This is a genomic window from Sphingomonas sp. S1-29 (assembly GCF_026167545.1).
Taxonomy (GTDB): domain Bacteria; phylum Pseudomonadota; class Alphaproteobacteria; order Sphingomonadales; family Sphingomonadaceae; genus Sphingomonas.
In genome coordinates this window covers 1,591,035-1,613,287 of the sequence record NZ_CP110678.1, presented here as the reverse complement: position 1 = coordinate 1,613,287, position 22,253 = coordinate 1,591,035, and the positions used below count along the sequence as shown (strand labels likewise).

26 protein-coding genes and 1 riboswitch are annotated in these 22,253 nt (G+C 68.2%); of the genes, 14 read left to right on the top strand and 12 right to left on the bottom strand.

Going from position 1 to position 22,253, the window contains the following annotated elements:
• Positions 1 to 31: 31 nt before the first annotated feature.
• On the top strand, positions 32 to 976 hold the full coding sequence (locus OKW76_RS07665; protein WP_416221851.1) for an alpha/beta fold hydrolase: 945 nt from the start codon (positions 32 to 34) through the stop codon (positions 974 to 976).
• Positions 973 to 2,088, top strand: coding sequence for an NAD(P)/FAD-dependent oxidoreductase (locus OKW76_RS07660; RefSeq protein ID WP_265552575.1), 1,116 nt, complete (start codon positions 973 to 975; stop codon positions 2,086 to 2,088). The genes OKW76_RS07665 and OKW76_RS07660 overlap by 4 nt, the downstream gene beginning before the upstream one ends.
• Positions 2,089 to 2,205: 117 nt before the next feature.
• On the opposite strand, the gene rnhA is transcribed toward OKW76_RS07660, so the two are convergent.
• The 3 genes from rnhA to ispH all read right to left on the bottom strand — a co-directional run bounded on the left by rnhA (position 2,206) and on the right by ispH (position 4,761).
• Positions 2,206 to 2,673 (bottom strand): ribonuclease HI, encoded by a 468-nt coding sequence (gene rnhA, locus OKW76_RS07655; protein WP_265552835.1) that lies wholly within the window; start codon positions 2,671 to 2,673, stop codon positions 2,206 to 2,208.
• A gap of 5 nt (positions 2,674 to 2,678) precedes the next feature.
• Positions 2,679 to 3,632, bottom strand: a complete 954-nt coding sequence (thrB, locus tag OKW76_RS07650) for a homoserine kinase (protein WP_265552573.1) — start codon at positions 3,630 to 3,632, stop codon at positions 2,679 to 2,681.
• Between the two features lie 175 nt (positions 3,633 to 3,807).
• Positions 3,808 to 4,761 (bottom strand): 4-hydroxy-3-methylbut-2-enyl diphosphate reductase, encoded by a 954-nt coding sequence (gene ispH / locus OKW76_RS07645; RefSeq protein ID WP_265552571.1) that lies wholly within the window; start codon positions 4,759 to 4,761, stop codon positions 3,808 to 3,810.
• 137 nt (positions 4,762 to 4,898) lie between these two features.
• On the opposite strand from ispH, the gene OKW76_RS07640 reads away from it, so the two are divergent.
• From OKW76_RS07640 to gcvPB, 5 genes are all read left to right on the top strand, one after another.
• Positions 4,899 to 5,549, top strand: a complete 651-nt coding sequence (locus tag OKW76_RS07640) for a hypothetical protein (protein ID WP_265552569.1) — start codon at positions 4,899 to 4,901, stop codon at positions 5,547 to 5,549.
• A gap of 97 nt (positions 5,550 to 5,646) precedes the next feature.
• A riboswitch (glycine riboswitch) is annotated at positions 5,647 to 5,739 on the top strand.
• A 172-nt stretch (positions 5,740 to 5,911) separates the two neighbouring features.
• Positions 5,912 to 7,066, top strand: a complete 1,155-nt coding sequence (gene gcvT / locus OKW76_RS07635) for a glycine cleavage system aminomethyltransferase GcvT (protein WP_265552567.1) — start codon at positions 5,912 to 5,914, stop codon at positions 7,064 to 7,066.
• Complete coding sequence (gene gcvH / locus OKW76_RS07630) at positions 7,063 to 7,434, top strand: glycine cleavage system protein GcvH (RefSeq protein ID WP_265552566.1); 372 nt, start codon at positions 7,063 to 7,065, stop codon at positions 7,432 to 7,434. The genes gcvT and gcvH overlap by 4 nt, the downstream gene beginning before the upstream one ends.
• Before the next feature lie 118 nt (positions 7,435 to 7,552).
• Positions 7,553 to 8,911 (top strand): aminomethyl-transferring glycine dehydrogenase subunit GcvPA, encoded by a 1,359-nt coding sequence (gcvPA, locus tag OKW76_RS07625; protein ID WP_265552563.1) that lies wholly within the window; start codon positions 7,553 to 7,555, stop codon positions 8,909 to 8,911.
• Positions 8,908 to 10,476: an aminomethyl-transferring glycine dehydrogenase subunit GcvPB gene (gcvPB, locus tag OKW76_RS07620; protein WP_265552561.1), complete on the top strand. Its 1,569-nt coding sequence runs from the start codon at positions 8,908 to 8,910 to the stop codon at positions 10,474 to 10,476. The genes gcvPA and gcvPB overlap by 4 nt, the downstream gene beginning before the upstream one ends.
• 132 nt (positions 10,477 to 10,608) lie before the next feature.
• On the opposite strand, the gene OKW76_RS07615 is transcribed toward gcvPB, so the two are convergent.
• From OKW76_RS07615 to thpR, 3 genes are all read right to left on the bottom strand, one after another.
• Positions 10,609 to 11,787, bottom strand: coding sequence for a glycosyltransferase (locus OKW76_RS07615; protein ID WP_265552559.1), 1,179 nt, complete (start codon positions 11,785 to 11,787; stop codon positions 10,609 to 10,611).
• A gap of 240 nt (positions 11,788 to 12,027) precedes the next feature.
• On the bottom strand, positions 12,028 to 12,339 hold the full coding sequence (locus tag OKW76_RS07610; protein WP_265552557.1) for a glycine zipper 2TM domain-containing protein: 312 nt from the start codon (positions 12,337 to 12,339) through the stop codon (positions 12,028 to 12,030).
• Between the two features lie 100 nt (positions 12,340 to 12,439).
• Positions 12,440 to 12,979, bottom strand: coding sequence for an RNA 2',3'-cyclic phosphodiesterase (thpR, locus tag OKW76_RS07605; RefSeq protein WP_265552555.1), 540 nt, complete (start codon positions 12,977 to 12,979; stop codon positions 12,440 to 12,442).
• 115 nt (positions 12,980 to 13,094) lie between these two features.
• Here thpR and OKW76_RS07600 point away from each other — a divergent pair, with 115 nt between their 5' ends.
• Both OKW76_RS07600 and OKW76_RS07595 read left to right on the top strand, forming a co-directional pair.
• Positions 13,095 to 13,841, top strand: coding sequence for a Bax inhibitor-1 family protein (locus tag OKW76_RS07600; protein ID WP_265552553.1), 747 nt, complete (start codon positions 13,095 to 13,097; stop codon positions 13,839 to 13,841).
• A 115-nt stretch (positions 13,842 to 13,956) separates the two neighbouring features.
• A complete protein-coding gene (locus OKW76_RS07595) occupies positions 13,957 to 14,253 on the top strand; it encodes a hypothetical protein (RefSeq protein WP_265552552.1) in 297 nt (98 codons plus the stop codon).
• A gap of 69 nt (positions 14,254 to 14,322) precedes the next feature.
• Here the strand turns inward: OKW76_RS07595 and OKW76_RS07590 are convergent, their stop codons facing one another.
• The 4 genes from OKW76_RS07590 to OKW76_RS07575 form a co-directional block, all read right to left on the bottom strand.
• Positions 14,323 to 15,627: an amidohydrolase gene (locus OKW76_RS07590; RefSeq protein WP_265552550.1), complete on the bottom strand. Its 1,305-nt coding sequence runs from the start codon at positions 15,625 to 15,627 to the stop codon at positions 14,323 to 14,325.
• Positions 15,624 to 16,262: a DUF4893 domain-containing protein gene (locus OKW76_RS07585; protein WP_265552548.1), complete on the bottom strand. Its 639-nt coding sequence runs from the start codon at positions 16,260 to 16,262 to the stop codon at positions 15,624 to 15,626. Before OKW76_RS07585 ends, OKW76_RS07590 begins: the two co-directional genes overlap by 4 nt.
• A 67-nt stretch (positions 16,263 to 16,329) precedes the next feature.
• A complete protein-coding gene (locus tag OKW76_RS07580) occupies positions 16,330 to 17,112 on the bottom strand; it encodes a 3-hydroxybutyrate dehydrogenase (RefSeq protein ID WP_265552546.1) in 783 nt (260 codons plus the stop codon).
• Positions 17,113 to 17,140: 28 nt separating this feature from the next.
• Entirely contained in the window at positions 17,141 to 18,286 is a 1,146-nt protein-coding gene (locus OKW76_RS07575) for a patatin-like phospholipase family protein (RefSeq protein ID WP_265552544.1), read from the bottom strand.
• A 136-nt stretch (positions 18,287 to 18,422) separates the two neighbouring features.
• Between OKW76_RS07575 and OKW76_RS07570 the strand changes: the two genes are divergently transcribed.
• From OKW76_RS07570 to OKW76_RS07555, 4 genes are read left to right on the top strand one after another with little or no spacing between them, the layout of a single operon-like run.
• Positions 18,423 to 19,310 (top strand): neutral zinc metallopeptidase, encoded by an 888-nt coding sequence (locus OKW76_RS07570; RefSeq protein WP_265552542.1) that lies wholly within the window; start codon positions 18,423 to 18,425, stop codon positions 19,308 to 19,310.
• A gap of 4 nt (positions 19,311 to 19,314) precedes the next feature.
• On the top strand, positions 19,315 to 19,788 hold the full coding sequence (locus OKW76_RS07565; RefSeq protein ID WP_265552540.1) for a GreA/GreB family elongation factor: 474 nt from the start codon (positions 19,315 to 19,317) through the stop codon (positions 19,786 to 19,788).
• 5 nt (positions 19,789 to 19,793) lie between these two features.
• Positions 19,794 to 20,243 carry a YaiI/YqxD family protein gene (locus OKW76_RS07560; RefSeq protein ID WP_265552833.1) on the top strand — a complete coding sequence of 150 codons (450 nt, stop codon included), beginning with the start codon at positions 19,794 to 19,796 and terminating at the stop codon, positions 20,241 to 20,243.
• Positions 20,244 to 20,252: 9 nt separating this feature from the next.
• Positions 20,253 to 20,432 (top strand): hypothetical protein, encoded by a 180-nt coding sequence (locus OKW76_RS07555; protein WP_033922694.1) that lies wholly within the window; start codon positions 20,253 to 20,255, stop codon positions 20,430 to 20,432.
• A 4-nt stretch (positions 20,433 to 20,436) separates the two neighbouring features.
• Here the strand turns inward: OKW76_RS07555 and OKW76_RS07550 are convergent, their stop codons facing one another.
• Both OKW76_RS07550 and OKW76_RS07545 read right to left on the bottom strand, forming a co-directional pair.
• Complete coding sequence (locus OKW76_RS07550; RefSeq protein WP_265552538.1) at positions 20,437 to 20,934, bottom strand: DUF427 domain-containing protein; 498 nt, start codon at positions 20,932 to 20,934, stop codon at positions 20,437 to 20,439.
• A complete protein-coding gene (locus tag OKW76_RS07545; protein ID WP_265552536.1) occupies positions 20,931 to 21,278 on the bottom strand; it encodes a thiol-disulfide oxidoreductase DCC family protein in 348 nt (115 codons plus the stop codon). Before OKW76_RS07545 ends, OKW76_RS07550 begins: the two co-directional genes overlap by 4 nt.
• 48 nt (positions 21,279 to 21,326) lie before the next feature.
• On the opposite strand from OKW76_RS07545, the gene OKW76_RS07540 reads away from it, so the two are divergent.
• On the top strand, positions 21,327 to 22,253 hold the full coding sequence (locus tag OKW76_RS07540) for an NAD(P)/FAD-dependent oxidoreductase (RefSeq protein WP_265552533.1): 927 nt from the start codon (positions 21,327 to 21,329) through the stop codon (positions 22,251 to 22,253).

The window sequence follows — 22,253 nt, the reverse complement described above, 5'->3', positions numbered from 1 at the left end:
GACACGGCTTTCCAAAAAGTAACCACCGCAGATGGCAGGTTTGGAAGCAATTCGGCGCGCGGTCCCGATGGGCGCGCGCATCGCGACATGGGACGCGCCCGACGCTTGGCAGCATCGCCGGTTCGATTGGCCGTCGCAGGCGACGCCGGCGCGCGGATCGCTGCTGTTCCTCGGCGGTCGCGGCGATGTGTTCGAAAAGTATCTCGAAGGCTTCGCGCATTGGCATGCGCAGGGCTGGACGATCGCCAGCTTCGATTGGCGCGGGCAGGGCGGATCGGGGCGCTGTTCGCCCGCGCCGCATTGCGGACATGTCGAATCGTTCGCCGACTATGGCGCCGATCTCGCGGCGTTCTGGGACCAATGGGTCGCGACCACGCCGGGGCCGCATGTCGTGATCGGCCATTCGATGGGCGGCTATGTGGTGCTGCGCGCGCTCGTCGATTCGGCGATCGCGCCGCAGGCCGCGGTGCTGGTCGCGCCGATGTTGGGGTTGAAGGGGCCGGTCGCCGCGCGGCTCGGCGAATGGGCGGCGAGCGCGATGCGCAGGCTCGGCGATCCCGCACGCGCGGCATGGAAGGGCAATGAACGCCCCGCCACCACCGAGACGCGCCAGACGCTGCTCACCCACGACGCCGATCGCTATGCCGACGAAACCTGGTGGCAACAGGCCGATCCGCGGCTGATGACCGGGCCGCCGAGCTGGAACTGGGTGGCCGAAGCTTTCACCCAGACCCGCGCATTGCGGCAGGAGCCGAGGCTCGCCGCGATGCGTACGCCTTTGCTGGGGCTCATCGCCGACGCCGACGGGCTGGTCGATCCCCACGCCGCAGTGGCGACGCTGGAGCGGCTGCCCGATGCCCAGTTGGTCCGGTTCGGGCGCGAATCGGCGCATGAAATCCTGCGCGAGGCCGATCCGGTGCGCGACCGCGCGCTGGCGGCGATCGATCGCTTCCTCGATGCAAGGGCGCCGGCATGACCTACGACATCGCGATCGTCGGCGGCGGCATCGCCGGCGCAAGCCTGGCGGCGGCGATCGGCAGCGCGGCAAGCGTGCTGCTGCTCGAGGTCGAGGATCAGCCGGGCTATCACGCCACCGGACGGTCGGCGGCGTTCTGGTCCGAAACCTATGGCGGGCCCGGGGTGCAGCCGCTCACCACTGCCTCGGGCGCGATCCTGTGCGATCCGCCTGCCGAGCTCGGCGGGGTCAGCTTCCTCAAGCCGCGCGGCGAATTGTTCATCGCCACCGATGAGGATGCCGGCGCGCTCGATGCCTTTCTCGACGAATTCGCCGAGTCGGGGGTCGTGCTCGACCGGGTCGATCCGCGTGCGATGCTGCCCGGGCTTCGCCCCGAATGGACGCAGGCGGTGTACGAGCCCACCTGCCAGGACATCGACGTTGCGGCGCTGCATGGCGCGTATCTTGCGCTCGCGCGGCGGACCGGCGCGACGCTGGAGACGCGCGCCGGGCTGCTCGCCGCCACCCGCGCCGGCGACGCGTGGCGGCTCGAAACGCGTGCCGGAACGTTCGAGGCGGCGGTGCTGGTCAACGCAGCCGGCGCTTGGGCCGACCCGGTCGCGGTGATGGCAGGGGTCGCGCCGCTAGGCATCGCGCCGCTGCGGCGAACCATGGTTCAGCTGCGGGTCGATCCGCCGATGGCCGCCGACGCGCCGCTCGTTCGCGACGGTCGCGACCGTTTCTATTTCAAGCCCGAGGCGGGGGGCCGCGTCTGGCTGTCGCCGCACGACGAGGTCCCCGACACCCCGCGCGACGTCGCGCCCGAAGACATCGATGTCGCCACCGCGATCGACCGCTTCGAGCGCGCGGTCGACTGGCGGATCGAGGCGGTCGAGCGCCGCTGGGCCGGGCTGCGCAGCTTCGCTCCCGATCGGCTGCCGGTATATGGCTTCGATCCGAGCGCCGAGGGGTTCTTCTGGTTCGCGGGCCAAGGCGGCTTCGGCATCCAGACCGCGCCCGCCGCGGCGGCGCTGGCGGCGTGGTTGCTCGTCGGGGGAGAGCGGCCCGACTGGATCGCGGGGCTCGATGCGGCGGTGTATGCGCCGGGGAGGTTGCTGATCCCCCCTCCCTGAAAGGGAGGGGCAGGGGGTGGGTCGAGTGTTCGCGATACGGTCGCCTCGGCTGGCGGGGCAGCCGTACCCGCAGGCCTCGACCCACCCCCGACCCCTCCCTGCCAGGGAGGGGAGAGATTACCGCCGCCCAGCTACCACCGCGGCATCGCTCGCCAACCGATCGGCGCGCTCATTGTCGGGGTGGCCGGCATGCCCCTTCACCCATTTCCACTCGACCCGGTGCGGTGCCGCCGCCGCGAGCAGCGCCTGCCACAATTCGGCGTTCTTCACCGGCTGGCGCGCGGCGGTCTTCCAGCCGTTCTTGCGCCAGCCATGAATCCATTTGGTCAGCCCATCCATGACGTAGCGGCTGTCGGTCGACAGCGTCACGCGGCAGGGCTTGGTCAGCGCGTTCAGCCCCTCGATCGCCGCCATCAGCTCCATGCGGTTGTTGGTGCTCAGCGCCTCGCCGCCCGACAATTCCTTTTCGGTGGTGCCGAAGCGGATCAGCGCGCCCCAGCCGCCGGGGCCGGGGTTGCCCTTGCATGCGCCGTCGGTGGCGATTTCGACATGAGGCAGTTCTTTGGCAGGTTTTTCAGCGGGCAGGTCGGTCACGCAAAAGCCTTCGGGTTCGATTCATACCAGTCGAGCCGGCGCAGATAGGCCAGCGGATCCTTGCGCGTTACCAGCGCGCCCGCCGGCGTATTCAGCCAGTCCCAGGCGCGCGTCAGCAGGAAACGGATGCACGCGCCGCGCGCCAGCACCGGCAGCGCGGCGCGCTCCTGCGGGGTCAGCGCGAAGCTGTCGGCATAGCCGGCCACCAGCGCGCGGCCGATGGCTGGGTCGAGCGGGTTCCCTTGCGCGTCGAAGCCCCAGGCCGAATGCATCACCGCCAAATCATAGGCGCGAATGTCGGTGCAGGCGAAGTAGAAGTCGATCAGCCCGGTGATCCGGTCGCCCAGCATCAGCACATTGTCGGGAAACAGATCGGCGTGGATCGCCGCGACCGCGAGGTCGCTCGGCCAGTCGCCTAGCACCGCATCGAGCGAGCGCGCGACGCGGTCGTACAGCCCGGGCGCGATCTGGTTCATCGATTCGCCGCACTGGTCGAGCAGCGGTCGCCAATGCGCCGCCCCGAGCCCGTTGGCGCGAACGCCCTCGAAGGTCGCAAGGCTGGCATGCATCCGCCCCAGCGCCTGCGCCGCCGCGCGCGCCTGCGCCGGCGTCGGGTGGCTGACCGATACGCCCGAGAGGAAGCGGATCAAGCAGGCTGGCCGCCCCTCGAGCGTGTGGATCGTCTGGCCTTCGCGATCGGGGATCGCGGGCGGCACCGGATTGCCGTCGGCGGCGAGGTGATCGAGCAGTGAGAGGAAAAAGGGCAGGTCGCCGACCGACACGCGCTTTTCGTACAGCGTTAGGATGAAGCGATCGCGCGTCGTCTCGACGAGATAGTTTGAGTTCTCCACCCCCTCGGCGATCCCCTTGGCCGAGACGAGCTCGCCGACGTCGAACTTCGCTAGGAAGGTTGAGAGCGATTCGGCGGAAACTTGAGTGTAGACGGCCATGAAGTTCCTGTCGGTCCAAATAAAACGCAGACACCGCCCACCCACCGTTCGTGCTGAGTAGCCGCTGAGCTTGTCGAAGCGGCGTATCGAAGCAGCCGTCAGCTTCGGGCAATGTCCTTCGATACGGGTCTTCGCCTTCGCTCAGCCCCTACTCAGGACGAACGGAAAAAAGTGGCTACGCCGCCTCCAGCCCCCGCGGCAGCTTGAATGCGATCGTCTCGCGGTTGGTCTCGACCTCGCGCTCCTGCACGTCGAATCGCTGGGCGATCGCATCGACCACTTCACGCACCAGGATTTCGGGGGCCGAGGCGCCCGCGGTGATCCCCAGGGTCCGGACATCCGCGAACCAGGCGAAATCGAGCTCGGCGGCGCGCTGGATCAGCTTGGCGCGGGTGCCTTCGCGCTCGGCGACCTCGACCAGCCGAACCGAATTCGACGAATTGGGCGCGCCGATCACCAGCATCAGGTCGCACGCGCTGGCGATCGCCTTCACCGCGGTCTGGCGGTTGGTGGTGGCGTAGCAGATATCGTCGGGGCGCGGCGCCTGTACCGCGGGGAAGCGTGCCTGCAACGCTGATACGATCGCCGCGGTATCGTCGACCGACAGCGTCGTTTGCGTCAGGAACGCGACATTCTGGTCGTCAGGCACGCTGATCGTCCAGACATCCTCGACCGTCTCGACCAGCGTCATGTCGCCTGCGGGTACCTGGCCGAAGGTGCCGATCACTTCGGGATGGCCGGCATGGCCGATGAAGACGATGTGGCGGCCGGCGGCGACCAGCCGCTCGGCCTGGCGATGCACTTTCGACACCAACGGGCAGGTCGCGTCGAGATAGGAGAGCCCGCGCTCGGCGGCCTTGGCGGGCACTGCCTTGGGCACGCCATGCGCCGAGAACACCACCGGCACCCCGTCGGGCACTTCGTCGAGATGGTCGACGAACACCGCGCCCTTATCGCGCAGGCTGTCGACGACGAAGCGGTTGTGGACGATCTCGTGCCGCACATAGACCGGCGCGCCATATTTCTCGATCGCCAGCTCGACGATCTGGATCGCGCGATCGACCCCGGCGCAGAAGCCGCGCGGCGCGGCGATGAGAAGCTCTAGGCTTGGTTTTGGCTGGTCGGTCATCGTGTTCGGTCTCTACGCGATTGCTTGCGTGCGCGGAAGGCGGTTCCTATGGTCGCGCCCGATCGGGACGGTGCATATCGCGCCGGCCCGCTTTTTCTGCAAAGCCGTTGCTCTACGTAAAGAAGGTGTGTGCCAACGTGACGATCCGCAAGCTTGCCGTGCCGCTCGTGCTGGCCTCCACCATCCTCACCGGCTGTTCGCGCACCGGCGATATCGAGCTCGAGGGCGGCGTCGGGATCAGCGCGGTGCGCACCGCCTGCCCGATCGTCGCGGTCCCTGCGGGCACCGGCGACATCACGCTCTTCGATCCGCCAGCCAGCCGCGAGGCGAGCGCGATCGACGTCACCGCGACCATCACCAACGTCCGCTCGACCTGCAGCGAGACCGGCGCCGACGTCGTGACCACGGTCACCTTCGACGTGCTCGCGCGCCGCACCCGCGCCGATCAGCCGCGCACGGTGACGATGCCCTATTTCATCGCGATCGTGCGCGGCGGCAGCAACGTGACCGCCAAGCGCGTCGACCAGGTGACGCTCAGCTTCCCCGCGGGCCAGCTGCGCGCATCGGGGCAGGCGACCGCGACCAGCGTCATCGCCAAGAGCGCGGCGACGCTGCCGCAGGAAGTGCGCGAACAGCTCACCAAGCGCCGCCGTGCGGGCCGCGAGGAAGCCGCGGTCGATCCGCTCACCGCGCCGGGCGTCCGCGAGGCGGTTGCCCGCGCGACCTTCGAGGCATTGGTGGGCTTCCAGCTGACCGACGAACAGCTGAAGTATAACGCGACCCGCTGACTCGGTTCTTCGGCACTGCACTGGCGGTATGAAGTGACGATTGACTCGCTTCGTTCGTGCAGCCAAGACTTTGATCGTCGATACCGGGCAACCGGCATGGGCACGCGCGGGAGAGCGTTTCGGACAACCGAAGCCACCGAAGGAGCAACCGCCCCGGAATCTCTCAGGTACACGGGACCGCGCGGTGCCGACGACACTCTGGAAAGCGGCGCGGCTTTGAGCTGGCGTCCACCGAAGGGGTAAGCCGAACAACGCCCGACAGGGGCGGCGGCGAAAGCTCTCAGGTTCCGTGACAGAGGGGGCGACCGGTGCGGCGCGCAAGCGGCAGCATCGTCGTGCACCCCTTTGATCCGAGGAATCCCATGAGCGACCACGTCATCGACGAACCGACCGAGGCGCCCGAAACCCCGGCAATCGAAACGTTGCCGCTCGATGCCTGGCATCGCGATCGCGGCGCGCGGATGGTCGAGTTCGCGGGCTATCACATGCCGATCCAATATGACGGCATCATGGCCGAGCATCTGTGGGTGCGCGAAAGCGCCGGGCTGTTCGATGTCAGCCATATGGGCCAGCTGCGGATCGAGGGCGAAGGTGCCGATGCCGCGCTCGAGGCGCTGCTGCCCGGCGACATCAAGGGGCTCGGCACCAACCGCATCCGCTATTCGCTGCTGCTCGCCGAGGATGGCGGCATCCTCGACGACCTGATGGTAACGCGGCTGCCCGGCGGCGACCTGTATGTCGTGGTCAACGGCGCGACCAAATACGAGGATCTCGGCTATCTGCGCGAGCATCTGCCCGACGACATCACGATCAACCATATGGACGAGCACGCGCTGGTCGCGGTGCAGGGGCCCAAGGCGGTCGACGCGGTCGAGCGGCTGGTGCCCGGAGTCGCCGATCTGGTGTTCATGACCGCCGGCGCGTTCGCGTGGAACGGCGTCGCGCTGTGGGTCAGCCGATCGGGCTATACCGGCGAGGACGGGTATGAGATCTCGGTACCCGCCGACGCCGTGCAGGGCTTTGCCGATGCGCTGGCGAACCAGCCCGAGGTGAAGCCGATCGGGCTTGGCGCGCGCGATTCGCTTCGGCTCGAAGCCGGCTTGCCGCTCTACGGCCACGACCTCGATCCCGAAACCACGCCGGTCGCCGCCGATCTCGGCTTCGCGCTGTCGAAGCGCCGGCGTGAGGAGGGCGGCTTCATGGGTGCCGAGCGTATCCTGGGCGAGCGCGAGCACGGTTCGGCGCTCAAGCGCGTCGGGCTGATCGTCGAGGGGCGCCAGCCGGTGCGCGAGGGTGCATCGGTGGTCGATGCCTCCGGCGAAACGATCGGCCGCGTCACCTCGGGCGGCTTCGCTCCCAGCGTCGGCCAGCCGATCGCGATGGCCTATGTCCCCGCCGCGCTCGCGGTGCCGGGTACCAACCTCAGCCTGTCACAACGCGGCAAGCTGCATCAGGCGCAAATCGTGCCGATGCCGTTCGTCGCGCACCGCTATATCCGCAGGGGAGCCTCCAAATGAGCCGTCACTACACCTCCGATCACGAATGGATCGACGTCGATGGCGACGGCGCGACCGTCGGCATCACCGACTATGCGCAAGGCCAGCTCGGCGACATCGTGTTCGTCGAAGTCCCCGACGAGGGCCGCGAAGTCGCCAAGGGCGGGGAGGCCGCGGTGGTCGAATCGGTCAAGGCCGCCAGCGACGTCTATGCCCCGGTCTCGGGCACCGTCACGCAGGGCAACCCCGCGCTGGTCGACGATCCCAGCCTGGTGAATTCGGACCCCGAGGGCGAGGGCTGGTTCTTCAAGCTGCGCCTGACGCACCCGTCCGAGCTCGAAGGCCTGATGGACGAAGCCGCGTACAAGGAATTCGTGAGCGGTTTGTAATCGAAAGCCCCCCTCCCGCTTGCGGGAGGGGTTGGGGGAGGGCCTGTCTGAAGGGCGCCCCTCACAAGCCCTCCCCTAACCCCTCCCGCAAGCGGGAGGGGGACAGCAGGAACCAAGAATGCGCTACCTCCCGCTCACGACCGACGATCGCAGCGCGATGCTTGCCACGATCGGTGCCGCCAGCATCGACGACCTGTTCGTCGACGTGCCGCAAGCCGCCCGGCTCGACGGCCCGATCCACGGGCTTCCCGGCCATGCCAGCGAACTCGCGGTCGAACGCCACCTCACCGCGCTCGCACGCCAGAACACCGTCGCCGGCGAAGTGCCGTTCTTCCTGGGCTGCGGCGCGTATCGCCATCATGTCCCCGCCAGCGTCGATCACTTGATCCAGCGCGGCGAGTTCCTGACCGCCTACACGCCGTATCAGCCCGAAATCGCGCAGGGCACGCTGCAGATGCTGTTCGAGTTCCAGACGCAGGTCGCGCGGCTGCTCGGCACCGACGTCGCCAACGCATCGATGTACGACGGGTCGACCGCGTGCTGGGAAGCGATCACGATGGCGCGGCGCGTGACCAAGCGGGCCAAGGCGATCGTCTCTTCGGGGCTCCACCCGCATTATGTCTCGGTCGCCAACACGATGGCCAAGTTCACCGGCGACGTGCTCGAAACCGCAGCGCCGACGCTCGACGCCGATCCCGACACCGCCGACCTGATCGCGCGGATCGACGACGATACCTCGTGCGTGGTGGTGCAATATCCCGACATTCTGGGGCGCATCGGCGACCTGTCCGAACTTGCTGCCGCCTGCCAGGTCAAGAAGGCGCTGTTGATCGCAGTCGTCACCGAACCGGTGGCATTGGGCGCGATCCGTAGCCCGGGCGAGATGGGCGCCGACATCGTCGTCGGCGAAGGCCAGTCGCTCGGCGTCGGGCTGCAATTCGGCGGCCCTTATGTCGGGCTGTTCGGCTGCAAGGAGAAATATGTCCGCCAGATGCCCGGGCGGCTCTGCGGCCAGACTCAGGATGCCGAGGGCAAGCGCGGCTTCGTGCTGACGCTGTCGACGCGCGAGCAGCATATCCGCCGCGAAAAGGCGACGTCGAACATCTGCACCAATTCGGGGCTGTGCGCGCTCGCCTTCTCGATCCACATGACGTTGCTGGGTGAAAAGGGCCTGCGCGGGCTGGCCGAGGCCAACCACCTCGCCGCCAGCGCCGCCGCCGACCGGCTGGCACAGCTTGCCGGCGTCGAGTTGGTGACGCCAACCTTCTTCAACGAATTCACGCTGAAGCTGTCGAAGGAAGCACGGCCGGTGGTGCGCACGCTCGCCGATCGCGGCATCCTCGCCGGGGTGTCTTTGGGCCGTCTATATCCAGACGCGCCCGATCTGCAGAACGGGCTGGTCGTCGCGGTTACCGAAACCGCCACCGCGCAGGATGTCGAAGCGCTGGCGCGCGCGCTTGAGGAGGTGCTGGCATGAGTGCGATCAACCAGAGCGGATGGAAGCCCGAAATGGGCAGCGGCGGCACCGCCGCCGCCGCGACCTTCACCGGCAACCGCGCGCTGATGCTCGAGGAAGCGCTGATCTTCGAGATCGGCAGCGACACGACGTGCGGCGTCGACCTGCCCGAGACCCCCAAGGGCACCAGCCGCCTGGGCAAGCTCGCGCGCGCCAAGCCGATCGGCCTGCCCGGGCTGTCGGAGCCCGAGACGGTGCGCCACTACACCCGGCTCAGCCGCCAGAATTACGGCATCGACCTGGGCTTCTTCCCGCTCGGCTCGTGCACGATGAAGCATAATCCGCGGCTGAACGAGAAGATGGCGCGGCTTCCCGGCTTCGCCGACATCCACCCGCTCCAGCCGGTCGATACCGTGCAGGGTGCGCTCGGGCTGATCCACGAATTGCAGCATTGGCTGGTGACGCTTACCGGCATGGATTCGGTCGCGATGAGCCCCAAGGCGGGCGCGCATGGCGAACTTTGCGGCATCCTCGCGATCCGCGCCGCGCTCGAGGCACGCGGTGACGCGCGCCAGGTGATCCTCGTCCCCGAAAGCGCGCACGGCACCAACCCCGCGACCGCGGCCTTTGCCGGCTACAAGGTCGAGGACGTGCCCGCCACGCCCGAGGGCCGCGTCGACGTCGCGGCGATGAAGGCACGGCTCGGCCCCGATGTCGCGGGGGTGATGATCACCAACCCCAACACCTGCGGCCTGTTCGAGCGCGACCTGCGCGAGATTTCGGACATGGTCCATGCCGCGGGCGGCTTCGTCTATTGCGACGGCGCGAACTTCAACGCGATCGTCGGTCGCGTGCGTCCCGGCGATCTCGGCGTCGATGCGATGCACATCAACCTGCACAAGACCTTCTCGACCCCGCATGGCGGCGGCGGGCCGGGCTCGGGGCCAGTGGTGTTCTCGAAGGCGCTGACCCCCTTCGCGCCCTTGCCCTTCGTCGAAAAGACCGACGAGGGCTTCGCCCTGGTCGAGGAGGAAAATGCGCAGGATCATCACGCCAGCGCCTTCGGCCGGATGGTCGCGTTCCACGGCCAGATGGGGATGTTCACCCGCGCGCTGAGCTACATCATGAGCCACGGCGCCGACGGCCTGCGCCAGGTGGCCGAGGATGCGGTGCTCAACGCCAATTACGTGCTGCGGAGCCTCGAGGGCACGCTCGACGCGCCGTTCGCCGGGTCGGGGCCGTGCATGCACGAAGCCTTGTTGAGCGACGATAATCTGGCCGAGGGCTTCTCGACGCTCGACGTCGCCAAGGGGCTGATCGACGAGGGCTTCCACCCGATGACGGTGTATTTCCCGCTGGTCGTCCATGGCGCGATGCTCGTCGAACCCACCGAAACCGAAAGCAAGGCCGCGCTCGACCAGTTCATCGGCGCGCTGCGCTCGGTCGCCGAACGCGCCAAGGCGGCCGATCCGTCGCTGAAATCGGCGCCGCACTTCGCGCCAAGGCGGCGGCTCGACGAGACGCTGGCGGCGCGCAAGCCGGTGTTGGTGTGGAAGGATGCGCCGCTGGCTGAAGCGGCGGAATAAGGCGGAGCGGGGAGGGGATATCCGCTCCTCGTTGGCGAGTAGGGGGCCGCCCTCTCCCCGTTCGTGCTGAGCTTGTCGAAGCACCGTCCTTCTCTTCCCGCCGGGAAGAAGAAGAGCCGTCCTTCGACAAGCTCAGGACGAACGGTAGGCCTCGACCAATCCCGCCAAATGCGCCCGCAGCGCTTTCGCATTCCGCTCCCACGTAAACCGGGCCGCCGCCGCACGCACCGCCCCGACATCGGGCGCCTCGGCCAACACCGCCGCGATTCCCTCGACAAACCCCTCCACCGTCCGCGCGACGATCCGCCCCGCCGCGGGCCGGTCGACCACCTCGGCGGCGCCCCCCGCATCGGTGATCACGATCGGCGTCCCGCTCGCCAGCGCCTCGACCCAGGCATTCGCCAGCCCCTCCGAAGACGAGGCCAGCGCCATTACATCGGCGGCGCCGAGCAACGCGGGCAAATCGTCATGCGGCACGCTGCCCAGCAATCGCACCCGATCACCGACCCCCGCGGCATCGATCCGCGCCTGCAACGCCGCACGATCGGGCCCGTCTCCCGCGATGAGCAACGACACCCCGGCCAGCCGCGCCACCGCGTCGATGACGATAGCGTGCCCCTTGCGCGCGATCAGCGCCCCCACCGACACGACGAGCGGCCCTGTGACCCCCAGCCGCGCCTTGGCGGCGTCGCGATCGATCGGCACGAACCGCGCCTGATCGACCCCGGTATGGTGCACGCGCACCTTTTCCGCCGGCACCCCCAGCGCAATCAGGTCGCCACGCATCGCCTCACTCACCGCGAGCACCCCGTCGGCGGCGAGCGCCGCGGCGCGGACCTGGGGCGCGGTCGCAGGCGCATTGCCCCAGTGATGGATATCGGCCCCGCGCGCCTTGATCGACACCGGCACCCCGAAACGCTTGCCCAGCGCAACCGCCGCGGGCCCATCAGGAAAGAAGAATGAGGCATCGATCACGTCGAACGCGAACTCGGCCCGGATGCGCGCCAGTACCGGCACCAGCGCGCGTGCGAGCATCACGGCATGAAACCGCCCGCCGGTCGCCGGCAGATTGACGAAGCGTGGCCGCTCGATGCGAAGGCCCTTCCAGCTTTCGGCCAGCGGTAAGCCGGCCAGCGGCGCGTATCGCGGGTGGCGCGATAGCGGGAAGGGGGGCAATCCGATCGGCGCGACCACGCGAACCGCTAGATCGGGCAGGGCGGCCAGCCCGAGCGTCTGGCGCTCGACGAACACGCCGAAATTGGGGCGGGTCGCGTCGGGGAAGAGGCTGGCGAGAGTGAGAACGCGGAGCATGAGGGGGTGTTAGCCGCACAAGCGTAACAGCGCGTTACCGTAGCACCCCCGTTCGTCACCCCGGACTTGGTCCGGGGTCCAGGGTTGGGCAGACGCTGCCACCCGAGGCTCTTGCGGCACGGTGGACCCCGGAACAAGTCCAGGGTGACGAGCGGCTGTAGGCGCCGCCTACCCCCCAACGAAAAAGGGAGCGGGAGGCTTGCGCCTCCCACCCCCTTCTCTAACGGCAAAACCGCTCGCTCAGCGGCACTTGCTCGCGCCGCGCTCGATCGCGCGTCCGGCAACCGCGCCCGCGCCGGCACCAACCAGCGTGCCCAGCGTACGGTCGCCGCGCGTGTCGATCGTGCGACCCACCAGCGCGCCGGCGACGCCGCCGACCACCAGGCCAGTGGTGCCGTCGGGCTTGCGGCAATAGCGCTTGCCGTCGCGACCGCGCCATTCGCGATATTTGCTGCGCTTCTGTGCCGATGCCTCGGCCTTGTCGGTGGGGATGACCACCGCGACGGGGGCGATCAGGCTCGCGGCGGCAACCGCCATCATGATGTTACGCATCGGGATACTACTCCATCTACTTCACTTGAAACCGACCCCGTTAACGCCGCACCGCCCCGAACGGTTTCATGAACGAAACGAAAGCTGGCGTTTTACCGGGCTATGCGCCGCTTAGCGGGTAGCGCGCTATCGTCTCGTAAGTCGCCCCGTCGCTGCCCAGCGTGCTTTCGAACAGCAGGAAATGATCGAGCGCGAACGGCGCGCTCGCCAGCGCCGCATGGTCGGCGAGGAACCCCTCGACCGGTCCCGCGCCGCCACCGATCCGCGCCAGCGTGATGTGCGGCAGATAGGCGCGGCCCTCGGGCGGCAGGCCGATCCGCACCAGAGCCTGGTCGATCTTGCGGTGCAGCCGCGTGATCGGCTCGGCCGAGCGCACCCCCGGCCAGAGGCTGTTGGGCCGCCCGCGCCTATCGAACTGTCCGACCCCGTCGATCGAAAGCGTCAACGGGGCGGCATGTACCGATCCCAGCGCCACCGCGATATCCTCGGCCACCGGCCGCTCGACCTCGCCGATGAAGCGCAACGTGACGTGGAGCTGGTCGTCGTCCTGCCAGCGCGCGCCGACCACGCCCTCCATCGCGGCGAGGAGCTGCTCGCGCACCGCCAAGGGCGGGCGAAGGCCGACGAACAGGCGATGCATCGCGCCCGATTACCCCCGAATCTATGCCGACGCGACCCGGTTTCGCTTGAATTGGCGGGGGTTTCACCCGATATTCCTGTTATTCCGGCAAGCGTGCCGGGCAAAGGAGTTCACAATGGCAAATTGGTCGGATCCCCGTACGACCGCCGCACCGTATGCGACGGGCGCAGGTACGCGCACCGATGCGTATGATGCGGGGCTGCGGTCCTATATGCTTTCGGTCTACAACTACATGACCTCGGGCGTGTTGCTGACGGGCATCGTCGCGATGCTGTTCTCGTGGGGTGGCATGGAATCGCCCGCCGCGCAGATCATGATGGGTGGCGGCATCCTGAAGTGGATCATCGTGCTGTCGCCGCTGGCGGTCGTGTTCGCGATGAGCTTCGGACAGAACCGGATGTCCACCGCAACGCTGCAGATGCTGTATTGGGGCTTCGCGGTCCTGATGGGCTTGTCGCTGTCGACGATCTTCCTGGTCTATTCGGGCACGTCGATCGCGGGTGCGTTCTTCGCCACCGCCGCGGGCTTCGCAGGCCTCAGCCTGTTCGGCTACACCACCAAGAAGGACCTGTCGGCATTCGGCACCTTCCTGATCATGGGTCTGGTCGGTCTGATCGTCGCGAGCGTGATCAACATCTTCCTGCAGTCGGGCGTGATGAACTTGATCATCTCGATCGCGGGCGTGCTGATCTTCGCGGGTCTGACCGCGTACGACACGCAGAAGATCAAGAGCATGTATGCCCATGTCGCCGGTACCGACATGCAGGGCAAGGTCGTGATCCTGGGGGCGCTGAGCCTCTACCTCGACTTCATCAACATGTTCCTGTTCATCCTTCGGCTGTTCGGTGGCAACCGCGAATAAGCGGCGGCAACCCAGCGAAAACGGGGGCCCGGCGAGTGATCGCCGGGCCCCTTTTTCATGGAACGTGGCTGGCTCTCGCTTCGTTGAAGCGGCTTATCATCTGAAAGGTACCGTGATGGCTCAGGGCGAACTTCCAATCGACGACGCAGCGATCGACAGCCTGTCGGTGGCCCCCGGCGACCCCGCGAACGAGGAACAGCCCGCGGGCTCGGCCGATGCCGGTAGCGACGCGGCGATTGCCGAGCGACTCGAAGACGATCCCGATGATTGCGAAGCCAAGCTCGATCGCGGGCTCGACGAGTCGATGGATGCGTCGGATGTCCCGGCATTGACCCAACCGGGCGTGGGCGACGAGCCCGCGCCTTCGTCGGGCTTCGACGAAGCCGCCGAGGCAAGCTTGCGCAGCGTCTGACCGGCGCTGGAGCCGTTGTTTCGCGCGTACGACTATGCGCGGGACAACGGCACTCGGCGGGCCAGCAGGCTATCGCTTGAGGATATCGAGCGCCGCGGCGGTGGTGGCTTCGGCAGCGGTGCCGATCACCGCCTCGGCATCGGGCGCCCACGTCGCGCTGTGGAGCGATGGTAATGCCGCGCCGCCAGCCTGCGCCGCTGCCCATTTGTCCTTGGGAACGCCGCCCACCCAGAACAGCACGCTTTCGATCTGCTTGTCGGCGAGATAATAGCGGCTGAAGTCTTCGCCCACCATCACCGCTGGGACTTCGGGCACGCGCTCGGCGCCGAAGCGCTGGGTAAACAACGCCTTCATCTGTCCCGACAGCGCCTCGGTGTTGAACGTCGCCGGGGTATAATCTGTCCGCACCGTCACCACCGGCATCCGGTCATCGGGAATGCCCGCCGCGATCGCCTCGCCGCGCGCGATCCGCGCGATGCCCGCGAGCAATTTCTGCCGCACCTCGTCCGAATAGCTGCGCACCGTGATCAGCAGCGTCGCTTCGTCGGAAATGATGTTGTGCGACGTGCCGCCGCGAAAGCTGCCGACGGTCACAACTGCGGGCTGCTGCGGGTCGTTCTCGCGGCTCACCAGCGTCTGCAGCGCGCCGACGATCCGCGCGCCCAGCACCACCGGGTCCTTGGTCGTCGCAGGGTAGGCGCCATGTCCGCCGATCCCGCGCACCACGACATCGACCGAATCGACATTGGCCATCATATGCCCAGCGCGTACCGCCAGCGTCCCCGCCGCCATCGTCGCGCTGTCGTGGAAGGCGATCGCGTGGCTGGGCTTGGGGAAACGCGTGTAGAGCCCGTCGTCGAGCATCGCCTTGGCACCCGCGCCCTTCTCCTCGGCGGGCTGCGCGATCATCACCAAAGTGCCCGACCATAGGCCCTTCATCTTGGAGAGGTTGCGCATCGCACCGACCCAGGCGGTCATATGCGTGTCGTGGCCGCAGGCGTGCATCACGCCGGTCTCGGTGCCCTCCGCGGTTGTCGCGCGAGCCTTCGAGGCGAAGGGCAGCCCGGTCGCTTCGGTCACCGGCAGTCCGTCGGTATCGGTGCGGATGAGCAGCACCGGCCCCGGCCCGTTGCGCAGTACCGCGACGACGCCGTGGCCGCCGACGCGTTCGGTCACCTCGAACCCCGCGTCGCGCGCGAGCTTGGCCAGCTTCGCCGCGGTCTTGGCCTCCTGCAGGCTGAGCTCGGGGGTCGCGTGGAGATCGCGGTACAGCGTCATCAGCGCGGGAAGCTGCGCCTGCGTCGCCTCGCGCACCGGTTCGGCCGCGGCGGGCGATGCGACCAGCAACGCGCCCAGCAGCAGCCGCGCGCTCATGCCGGCACCAGTTCGACGACGTCGAGCTTCGATTCGAAGCGCGGCCATGGCAGCACCAGCCGCCAGCGGCGATCGCCGACGCGCTCGACGAAGCCCGCCATGTCGCGGTCGGCATCCTGGCCATATTCGAGCGGGGCGCGCTCGTCGCCCAGCACCAGCGTCCCCAGGAACACCGCGCGCGCGTCGCCATCGGCGAACAACAGCCCCACCGGCCGCTGCGACCCGGTCTGCTTGTACAGGCTCAGCACGTCGCCCTCGGCGTCGATGCGGCAGTCGAAGAACGGATAGGCGACATAATCGAGCATCGCGGGCCCCGCCGCGCCCAGCTTGAACACGCGGCAGCGATAGGCGCCCGGGGGCGGCATCGCACCGGGCAGCGCGCGATCGGGGTCGAACAGCGCGCCTTGCTCGCGGATTTCGGCGGCGTTGGCCTTTCGCGCGGCTGGCAGCGCCTGCATCCAGGCGTCGCGCCAGCGCCGCAACCGATCGCGGTCGGCGGCGGTGGCGACGTTGCGCCAGTCGGCAGGCGCCGCCGCTACCGGTGCCGACGCGCGCGGGCGAAGCTCGCCCCCAGATCCGCCACAGCCGGCCAAAAGAAGCGCCAGGCCGCACGCCGCGAGCGATTTCGAAATCATGGTACGCGAATCCCGATTGGTTTCGCCTTACCCTAACGCCGGTTTCGAGCTTGCCAAGCCGAACGCGTCAGGCGGTCCACCCACCATCGACCGACAGGTTGGCGCCGGTGATCGATTTCGCCTCGTCGCGGCACAGGAACAGCGCGAGCGCCGCGACCTGTTCGGAGGTCACGAACTCCTTGGTCGGCTGCGCATCGAGCAGCACATTGTTGATCACCTGTTCGCGCGTCAGGCCTCGGGCCTTCATCGTGTCGGGGATCTGCTGCTCGACCAGCGGGGTCCAGACATAGCCCGGCGAGATGCAGTTGGCGGTGATGCCGAAGGTCGCGGTTTCGAGCGCGACGGTCTTGGTGAGGCCGGCCAGCCCGTGCTTGGCGGCGACATAGGCGGCCTTGTTGGGGCTCGCGACCAGGCTGTGCGCCGACGCGGTCGAGATGATCCGGCCCCAGCCCGCTTCCTTCATATAGGGCACCGCGGCGTGCATCATGTGGAACGCCGAGCTCAGATTGATCGCGATGATCGCGTCCCATTTCTCGGTCGGGAATTCCTCGATCTTGGCCACATGCTGGATGCCGGCATTGTTGATGACGATGTCGGGCCCGCCGAGCTCGTCGTGGCAGCGCTGCACCATCGCCGCGATCAGCTCGGGCTTGGTCATGTCGGCGCCGTCGTACAGCGCCTTGCCGCCGCTGGTTTCCTGCAGCGCCGCGCGCTCGGCCTCGATCGCGGCCTCGTCACCGAAGCCGTTGATCATAACATTAGCGCCTTCGGCCGCCAGCGCCTTGGCATAAGCCAGGCCGATGCCCGAGGTCGAGCCGGTGATGAGGGCGGTCTTGCCTTTCAGAAACATGCGATTCTCCGTCTGGAATTTGATTGGCTCAACGCCGGGTGAGATCGAAGGCTGCAGTGCGTCCGTCGACGATGTTGGCGGCAACCACCTGCGATTGCGCCAAGGTGCGCTCGATACCGTCGCGCCCCGCCTGCCAATGCTCGCGCATCGTCCGCTGCGAAAATTCGAAATCGCGGCTGCCGCCCTCCCACGCATTAGCGCGGTGAATCAGGTGGACCAAAGCCACCGGCAACTCGGCCGCCTGCGCCTTCAGCGCGACGACGTCGGGATCCTCGCACAGCTCCTTGGGCAGCTTGGCGAGCACCCGGCGGATCGCCTCGCGCTCCTGCCGCAGCTTCAATTGCTCGTTCGACACCTGGCGCGTGCGGCTCGAATAGCGGATTTCCTTCGCGCGCGAGGTGACGTCGCTCATCGTGCGCGGGCTGTCGGCGGTCGCCGAGAACAGATCGACCTGGAACACCAGCATCGCCGCCTCCTGATGCTCCATCACATGCGTCAGCGGGGTGTTCGACACGAGCCCGCCGTCCCAATAGAGCTTCCCGTCGATATCGACCGGGGGCAGCCCCGGCGGCAGCGCGCCCGACGCCATGATGTGCCGCGCATCGATCCGATCGGTCGTCGAATCGAAATAGCGGAAATTGCCGCTGTCGATCTCGACCGCGCCGACCGAGAGCCGGATCGGCCCGTCATTCGCCAGTTCCCAGTCGATCAGGCTGTCGAGCGTGTCCCTGAGCGGGGTCGAATCATAATAGCTCAGCGCCTCGCAACTCCCCGGAACCGCGAATGCGGGCGGCAGCACGCGCGGGCGGAAGAAGCCGGGAACGCCTTGCGCCAGCACCGCGCCTGCCGACCATTCGTGGAGGAATTCGCGCAGCCGCTCGTCGGGGAAGATCGGGAAGCTGGGGATGCCGCTCGACAACAATTCCCAGAAGGCGCGCAGCCGTTCGACACGGCGTTCGGGCGGGTTGCCCGCGATGATCGCGGCGTTGATCGCGCCGATCGAGATACCCGCGACCCAGTCGATCTCGACTTCGGATTCGGCAAGCGCCTCGAACACGCCTGCCTGGAAACTGCCGAGCGCGCCGCCGCCTTGCAGGACCAATGCAACGCTATCGGGAAGCGGCAGCGTCTTGGCGATACGACGACGGGGCGAGCTGGAATCGTTATCTGACATTGTTGGAAGATGGCGTCGATGTTGCACTGCATCAACACCGTAATTGGCGAATAAAACGAGCGGCGTTGCAACGTACTGCCAACCCTGCGCATTCTGCGCGCTATATCTCGTTCCTGTTCCCAAGGATTCCCCGGTAATGCGTCTCGACGATTTTGATCCCAGCAACAACGTCCGCGATCTCGGTTCGGGCGGTGGCGGCGGGGGTGGCGGGTTCAACCTGCTGGGGCTGCTGCCGCTGTTCCTGGGACGCCGCATGGGCTGCGGCGGCATCGGCATGCTGGTGGTGGTCGGGCTGATCTATTTCGCGATGAGCGGCGGGCTCGGCGGCCTCACCGGCGGCGGCAGCGCGCCGCAGGCGACCTCGGGCGCCACGACGGGGGCCGCGGTCTGCAATACCGAAGCGCGGCGCTTCACCTGCCAGGTGCTCGCGTCGACCGAGCAGACCTGGGAGAAGATCTTCGCCGCGCAGGGCAGCGCCTATCGCGCGCCGACGCTCAATTTCTACCAGGCCGGGGTTCGCTCGGGCTGCGGCCAGGCGACCTCGGCGGCGGGGCCGTTCTACTGCCCGCCCGACCAGGGAATCTATCTCGACACCAGCTTCTTCGACGAACTGGCGCAGCGCTACGGCGCGGCGGGTGATTTCGCCCAGGCCTATGTCATCGCGCACGAGGTCGGCCACCATATCCAGAACCTCACCGGCCAGGCGGGCGAAGTCACGCGCCGCCAGCAAAGCGCGGGCGAGGCCGAGGGCAACCAATTGTCGGTCCGGCTCGAGCTCCAGGCCGATTGCTATGCCGGCGTCTGGGCGGCGCAGAACCGCCAATATCTCGAAGCCGGCGATATCGAGGAAGGGCTGACCGCCGCCAACGCGATCGGCGACGATACGCTCCAGCGCAAGACGCAGGGCGAGGTCGTGCCCGACAGCTTCACCCATGGCAGTTCGGCGCAGCGCAAGGCGTGGCTCCAGCGCGGGCTGAACAGCGGCGATCCTGCGGTGTGCGACACCTTCAGCGGGACGATCTGATTCGATGAGCGTCGCATTCCGCCGCGAGAGCGACGAAGAGCATAAGGAACCCGCGTTCGAATTGCCGCTGCCGCCTGGTCCCAATCTGGTGACGCGCGCGGGGCTCAAGCTGATCGAGGCGCGGCGCGATGCCGCGCAGGCGGCGGTCGACGCAGCATCGGGCGAAGAGGAAGTGAAGCGGCTGCGGCGCGACCTTCGCTATTGGCACACCCGCGCGGGCACCGCCGAGCTACAGCCGCCCCCCGGCAACGACGTCGTGGCGTTCGGCTCGCGCGTTCGCTTCCGGCTCAACGGGCAGGAGCGGGTGATCGCGCTGGTCGGCAGCGACGAGGCCGATCAGGCGGCGGGGCTGGTGCCCTTCACCGCGCCGCTCGCGCAGGCGATGATGGGCGCCGAAGTCGGCGAATGCGTCGATTTCGCGGGCAAGCCCGAAGCGATCGAGATCCTGGCGACCGAGGCGCTGGAGCCCGAAGCCTGAGCGCGATCCGCATCCTGGTCGATGCCGATGCGTGCCCGGTCAAGGACGAGGTCTATCGCGTCGCGCAGCGGCATGGCGTGAGCGTGGCGATCGTCAGCAACCAGCGGCTGCGCGTGCCGCCCTTGCCCTTCGTCGAGCGGATCGTGGTGAGTGACAGCTTCGACGCCGCCGACGATTGGATCGCCGAGGCGGCGAGTCCGCGCGCAGTGGTGGTCACCGCCGACATCCTGCTCGCCGATCGCGCGCTCAAGGCCGGCGCGGTCGTGCTCTCGTCGAACGGCAAGCCCTTCACCACCGCATCGATCGGCGGCGCGATCGCGGTGCGCGCGATCATGGCCGATCTGCGCGCCGGCGGCGATCAACTCGGCGGCCCCGCGCCCTATTCGAAGCAGGACCGCTCGCGCTTCCTCTCGGCGCTCGACGATGCGCTGGTGCGGCTCAAGCGAGCAGGATAGGGGAGGGCCATGGCCGAAAAATTCGAACGACACCGCCAGCCCTGGACCCAGGACGAGATTCAGAAGCTCCACACGCTGGCGAAGAAGGGCATGGCGCTCAAGGCGATCGCCAAGGCGATGACGCGCAGCGAGGAATCGGTGAAGGACCGCGCCAAGGCCGACGGGCTCAACATCGCCAAGCTGCGCTAACGGGTTACCAGAAGCGGCTACCGGGAATGCCCTTGAACGGGCCGGCAAGATCCTGGGTGATCCAGCCGCCGTAAAAGCCGCCGGGCTGCGCCACCGCGCGCTCGCCATCGACCAGGCAGGTGTCGAACAACGCGGGGTAGAAGGCGACATGGTCGCGCATCGCCGCGAATGCCGGGGTCGGCGCGGGATAGGCCCAGGCGGCATCGGCGATGACCTCGCCCGCAACGATCGCGTCGTAATAGATCGCCCGCCCCTTCCATTCGCACAGCGACCGCCGGCCATTGGGCCGCAGCAGCGCCATCGCGACATCGGCGGGCGGGAAATAATAGGTCGGCGGGTGGCTGGTCTCGAGCGTGCGGAAGCCCGCGCGCGTATCGGCGACGGTGATCCCGCGATGTCGGACTTCGAGGTGCCGCGCGGTAGGCTCGGCGATCGCGGGGCGCGGATAGGCCCAGACGCTCTCCTGCCCGGGCGCGACCGGATCGGGGGTCGGCCATCTCATCGCGCCAGCGCCCGCTGCAGGCGCGGTCGGACGCGCAGGAACCGCAAATACAGCCGCTCGAGCACGCCGAGCACTAAGCGGTTGCGCGCTGCCAGCCCCAGCGGCCGCAGCAACGGGATCGCGCGCCACATCGCAGCGAACGCCGCCGCACCCGACAGCATCCGCCCATCCTCCTCGGCATGGAAGCGTGCGAGCGCCGCCTTGCGGTCGATCGGGCAGCTTGCCTGCGGATCGGCGACATCGACGAACGCGATCGCATCGCGCCGGTCGAGCCGCCGCATCGCCGCGATCTCGCGTCGGCACAGCGGACATTGGCCATCGTAAAAGACGCGAAGCACTGCCATGTGGCCAAGATGGGGCGCGCCGCCGCGCCCGCAACCAAGGGGTGCCGAATGGACGTAGCGATCATCGGGGCGGGGATTGCCGGGTTGGCGTGCGCCGACCAGCTCGCGGCGGCGGGGCATCGCGTCGCACTGTTCGACAAGGGGCGCGGCCCCGGCGGCCGGATGTCGACCCGCCGCGTCGACCACGAGGGCGCGACCTATCGCTTCGATCACGGCGCGCAATATTTCACCGCACGCGATCCCGATTTTGCCGCGCAGGTCGCGCTGTGGGAAGCCGCCGGGATCGCCGCGCGTTGGCCCGCTGCAGGCGACGACGCCTGGGTGGGCACGCCCGGCATGAACGCGCCGGTGCGCGCAATGGCCGACGCTCACCCGGTCGAGTGGGGCGCGCGGATCGAAGCGCTGACGCGCACGCCTGCGGGGTGGCAGCTCGATGCGCGTCCCGAACTCTATGCCGCTGTCGTTGTCGCGGTGCCCGCTGAACAGGTAGCCGCGCTGGTCGCGCCGCACGCCCCCGACCTTGCCGAAGCGGCGACGGCCACCGCATCTGAGCCGTGCTGGACGCTGATGGCGGCGTTCGACCGGCGCGTCGCGGTCGCCGACGACGTCATCCGCGGCGCAACCGGCGAAGCGCTCGGCTGGGCGGCGCGCGACGGCGCCAAGCCCGGGCGCGCTGGCGGCGAAACCTGGGTGGTGCAGGCCGGTTCCGCCTGGTCGGCCGAGCATCTCGAGGAAACCGCCGACGCGATCGTCCCGCACCTGCTCGCCGCGCTCGCCGCCCGCGCCGAAGCGCCGCTGCCCCCGACGCCGCACGCCGCCGCGCACCGCTGGCGCTACGCACGGACGACGGGGTGCGGCGCAGGCCCGGCATGGCGCGCCGATATTGGCCTGGGCCTATGCGGCGACTGGCGCGAAGGCCCGCGCGTTGAAGCCGCTTGGGCTTCGGGACGCAAGCTGGCACGAATGATCGGGTGA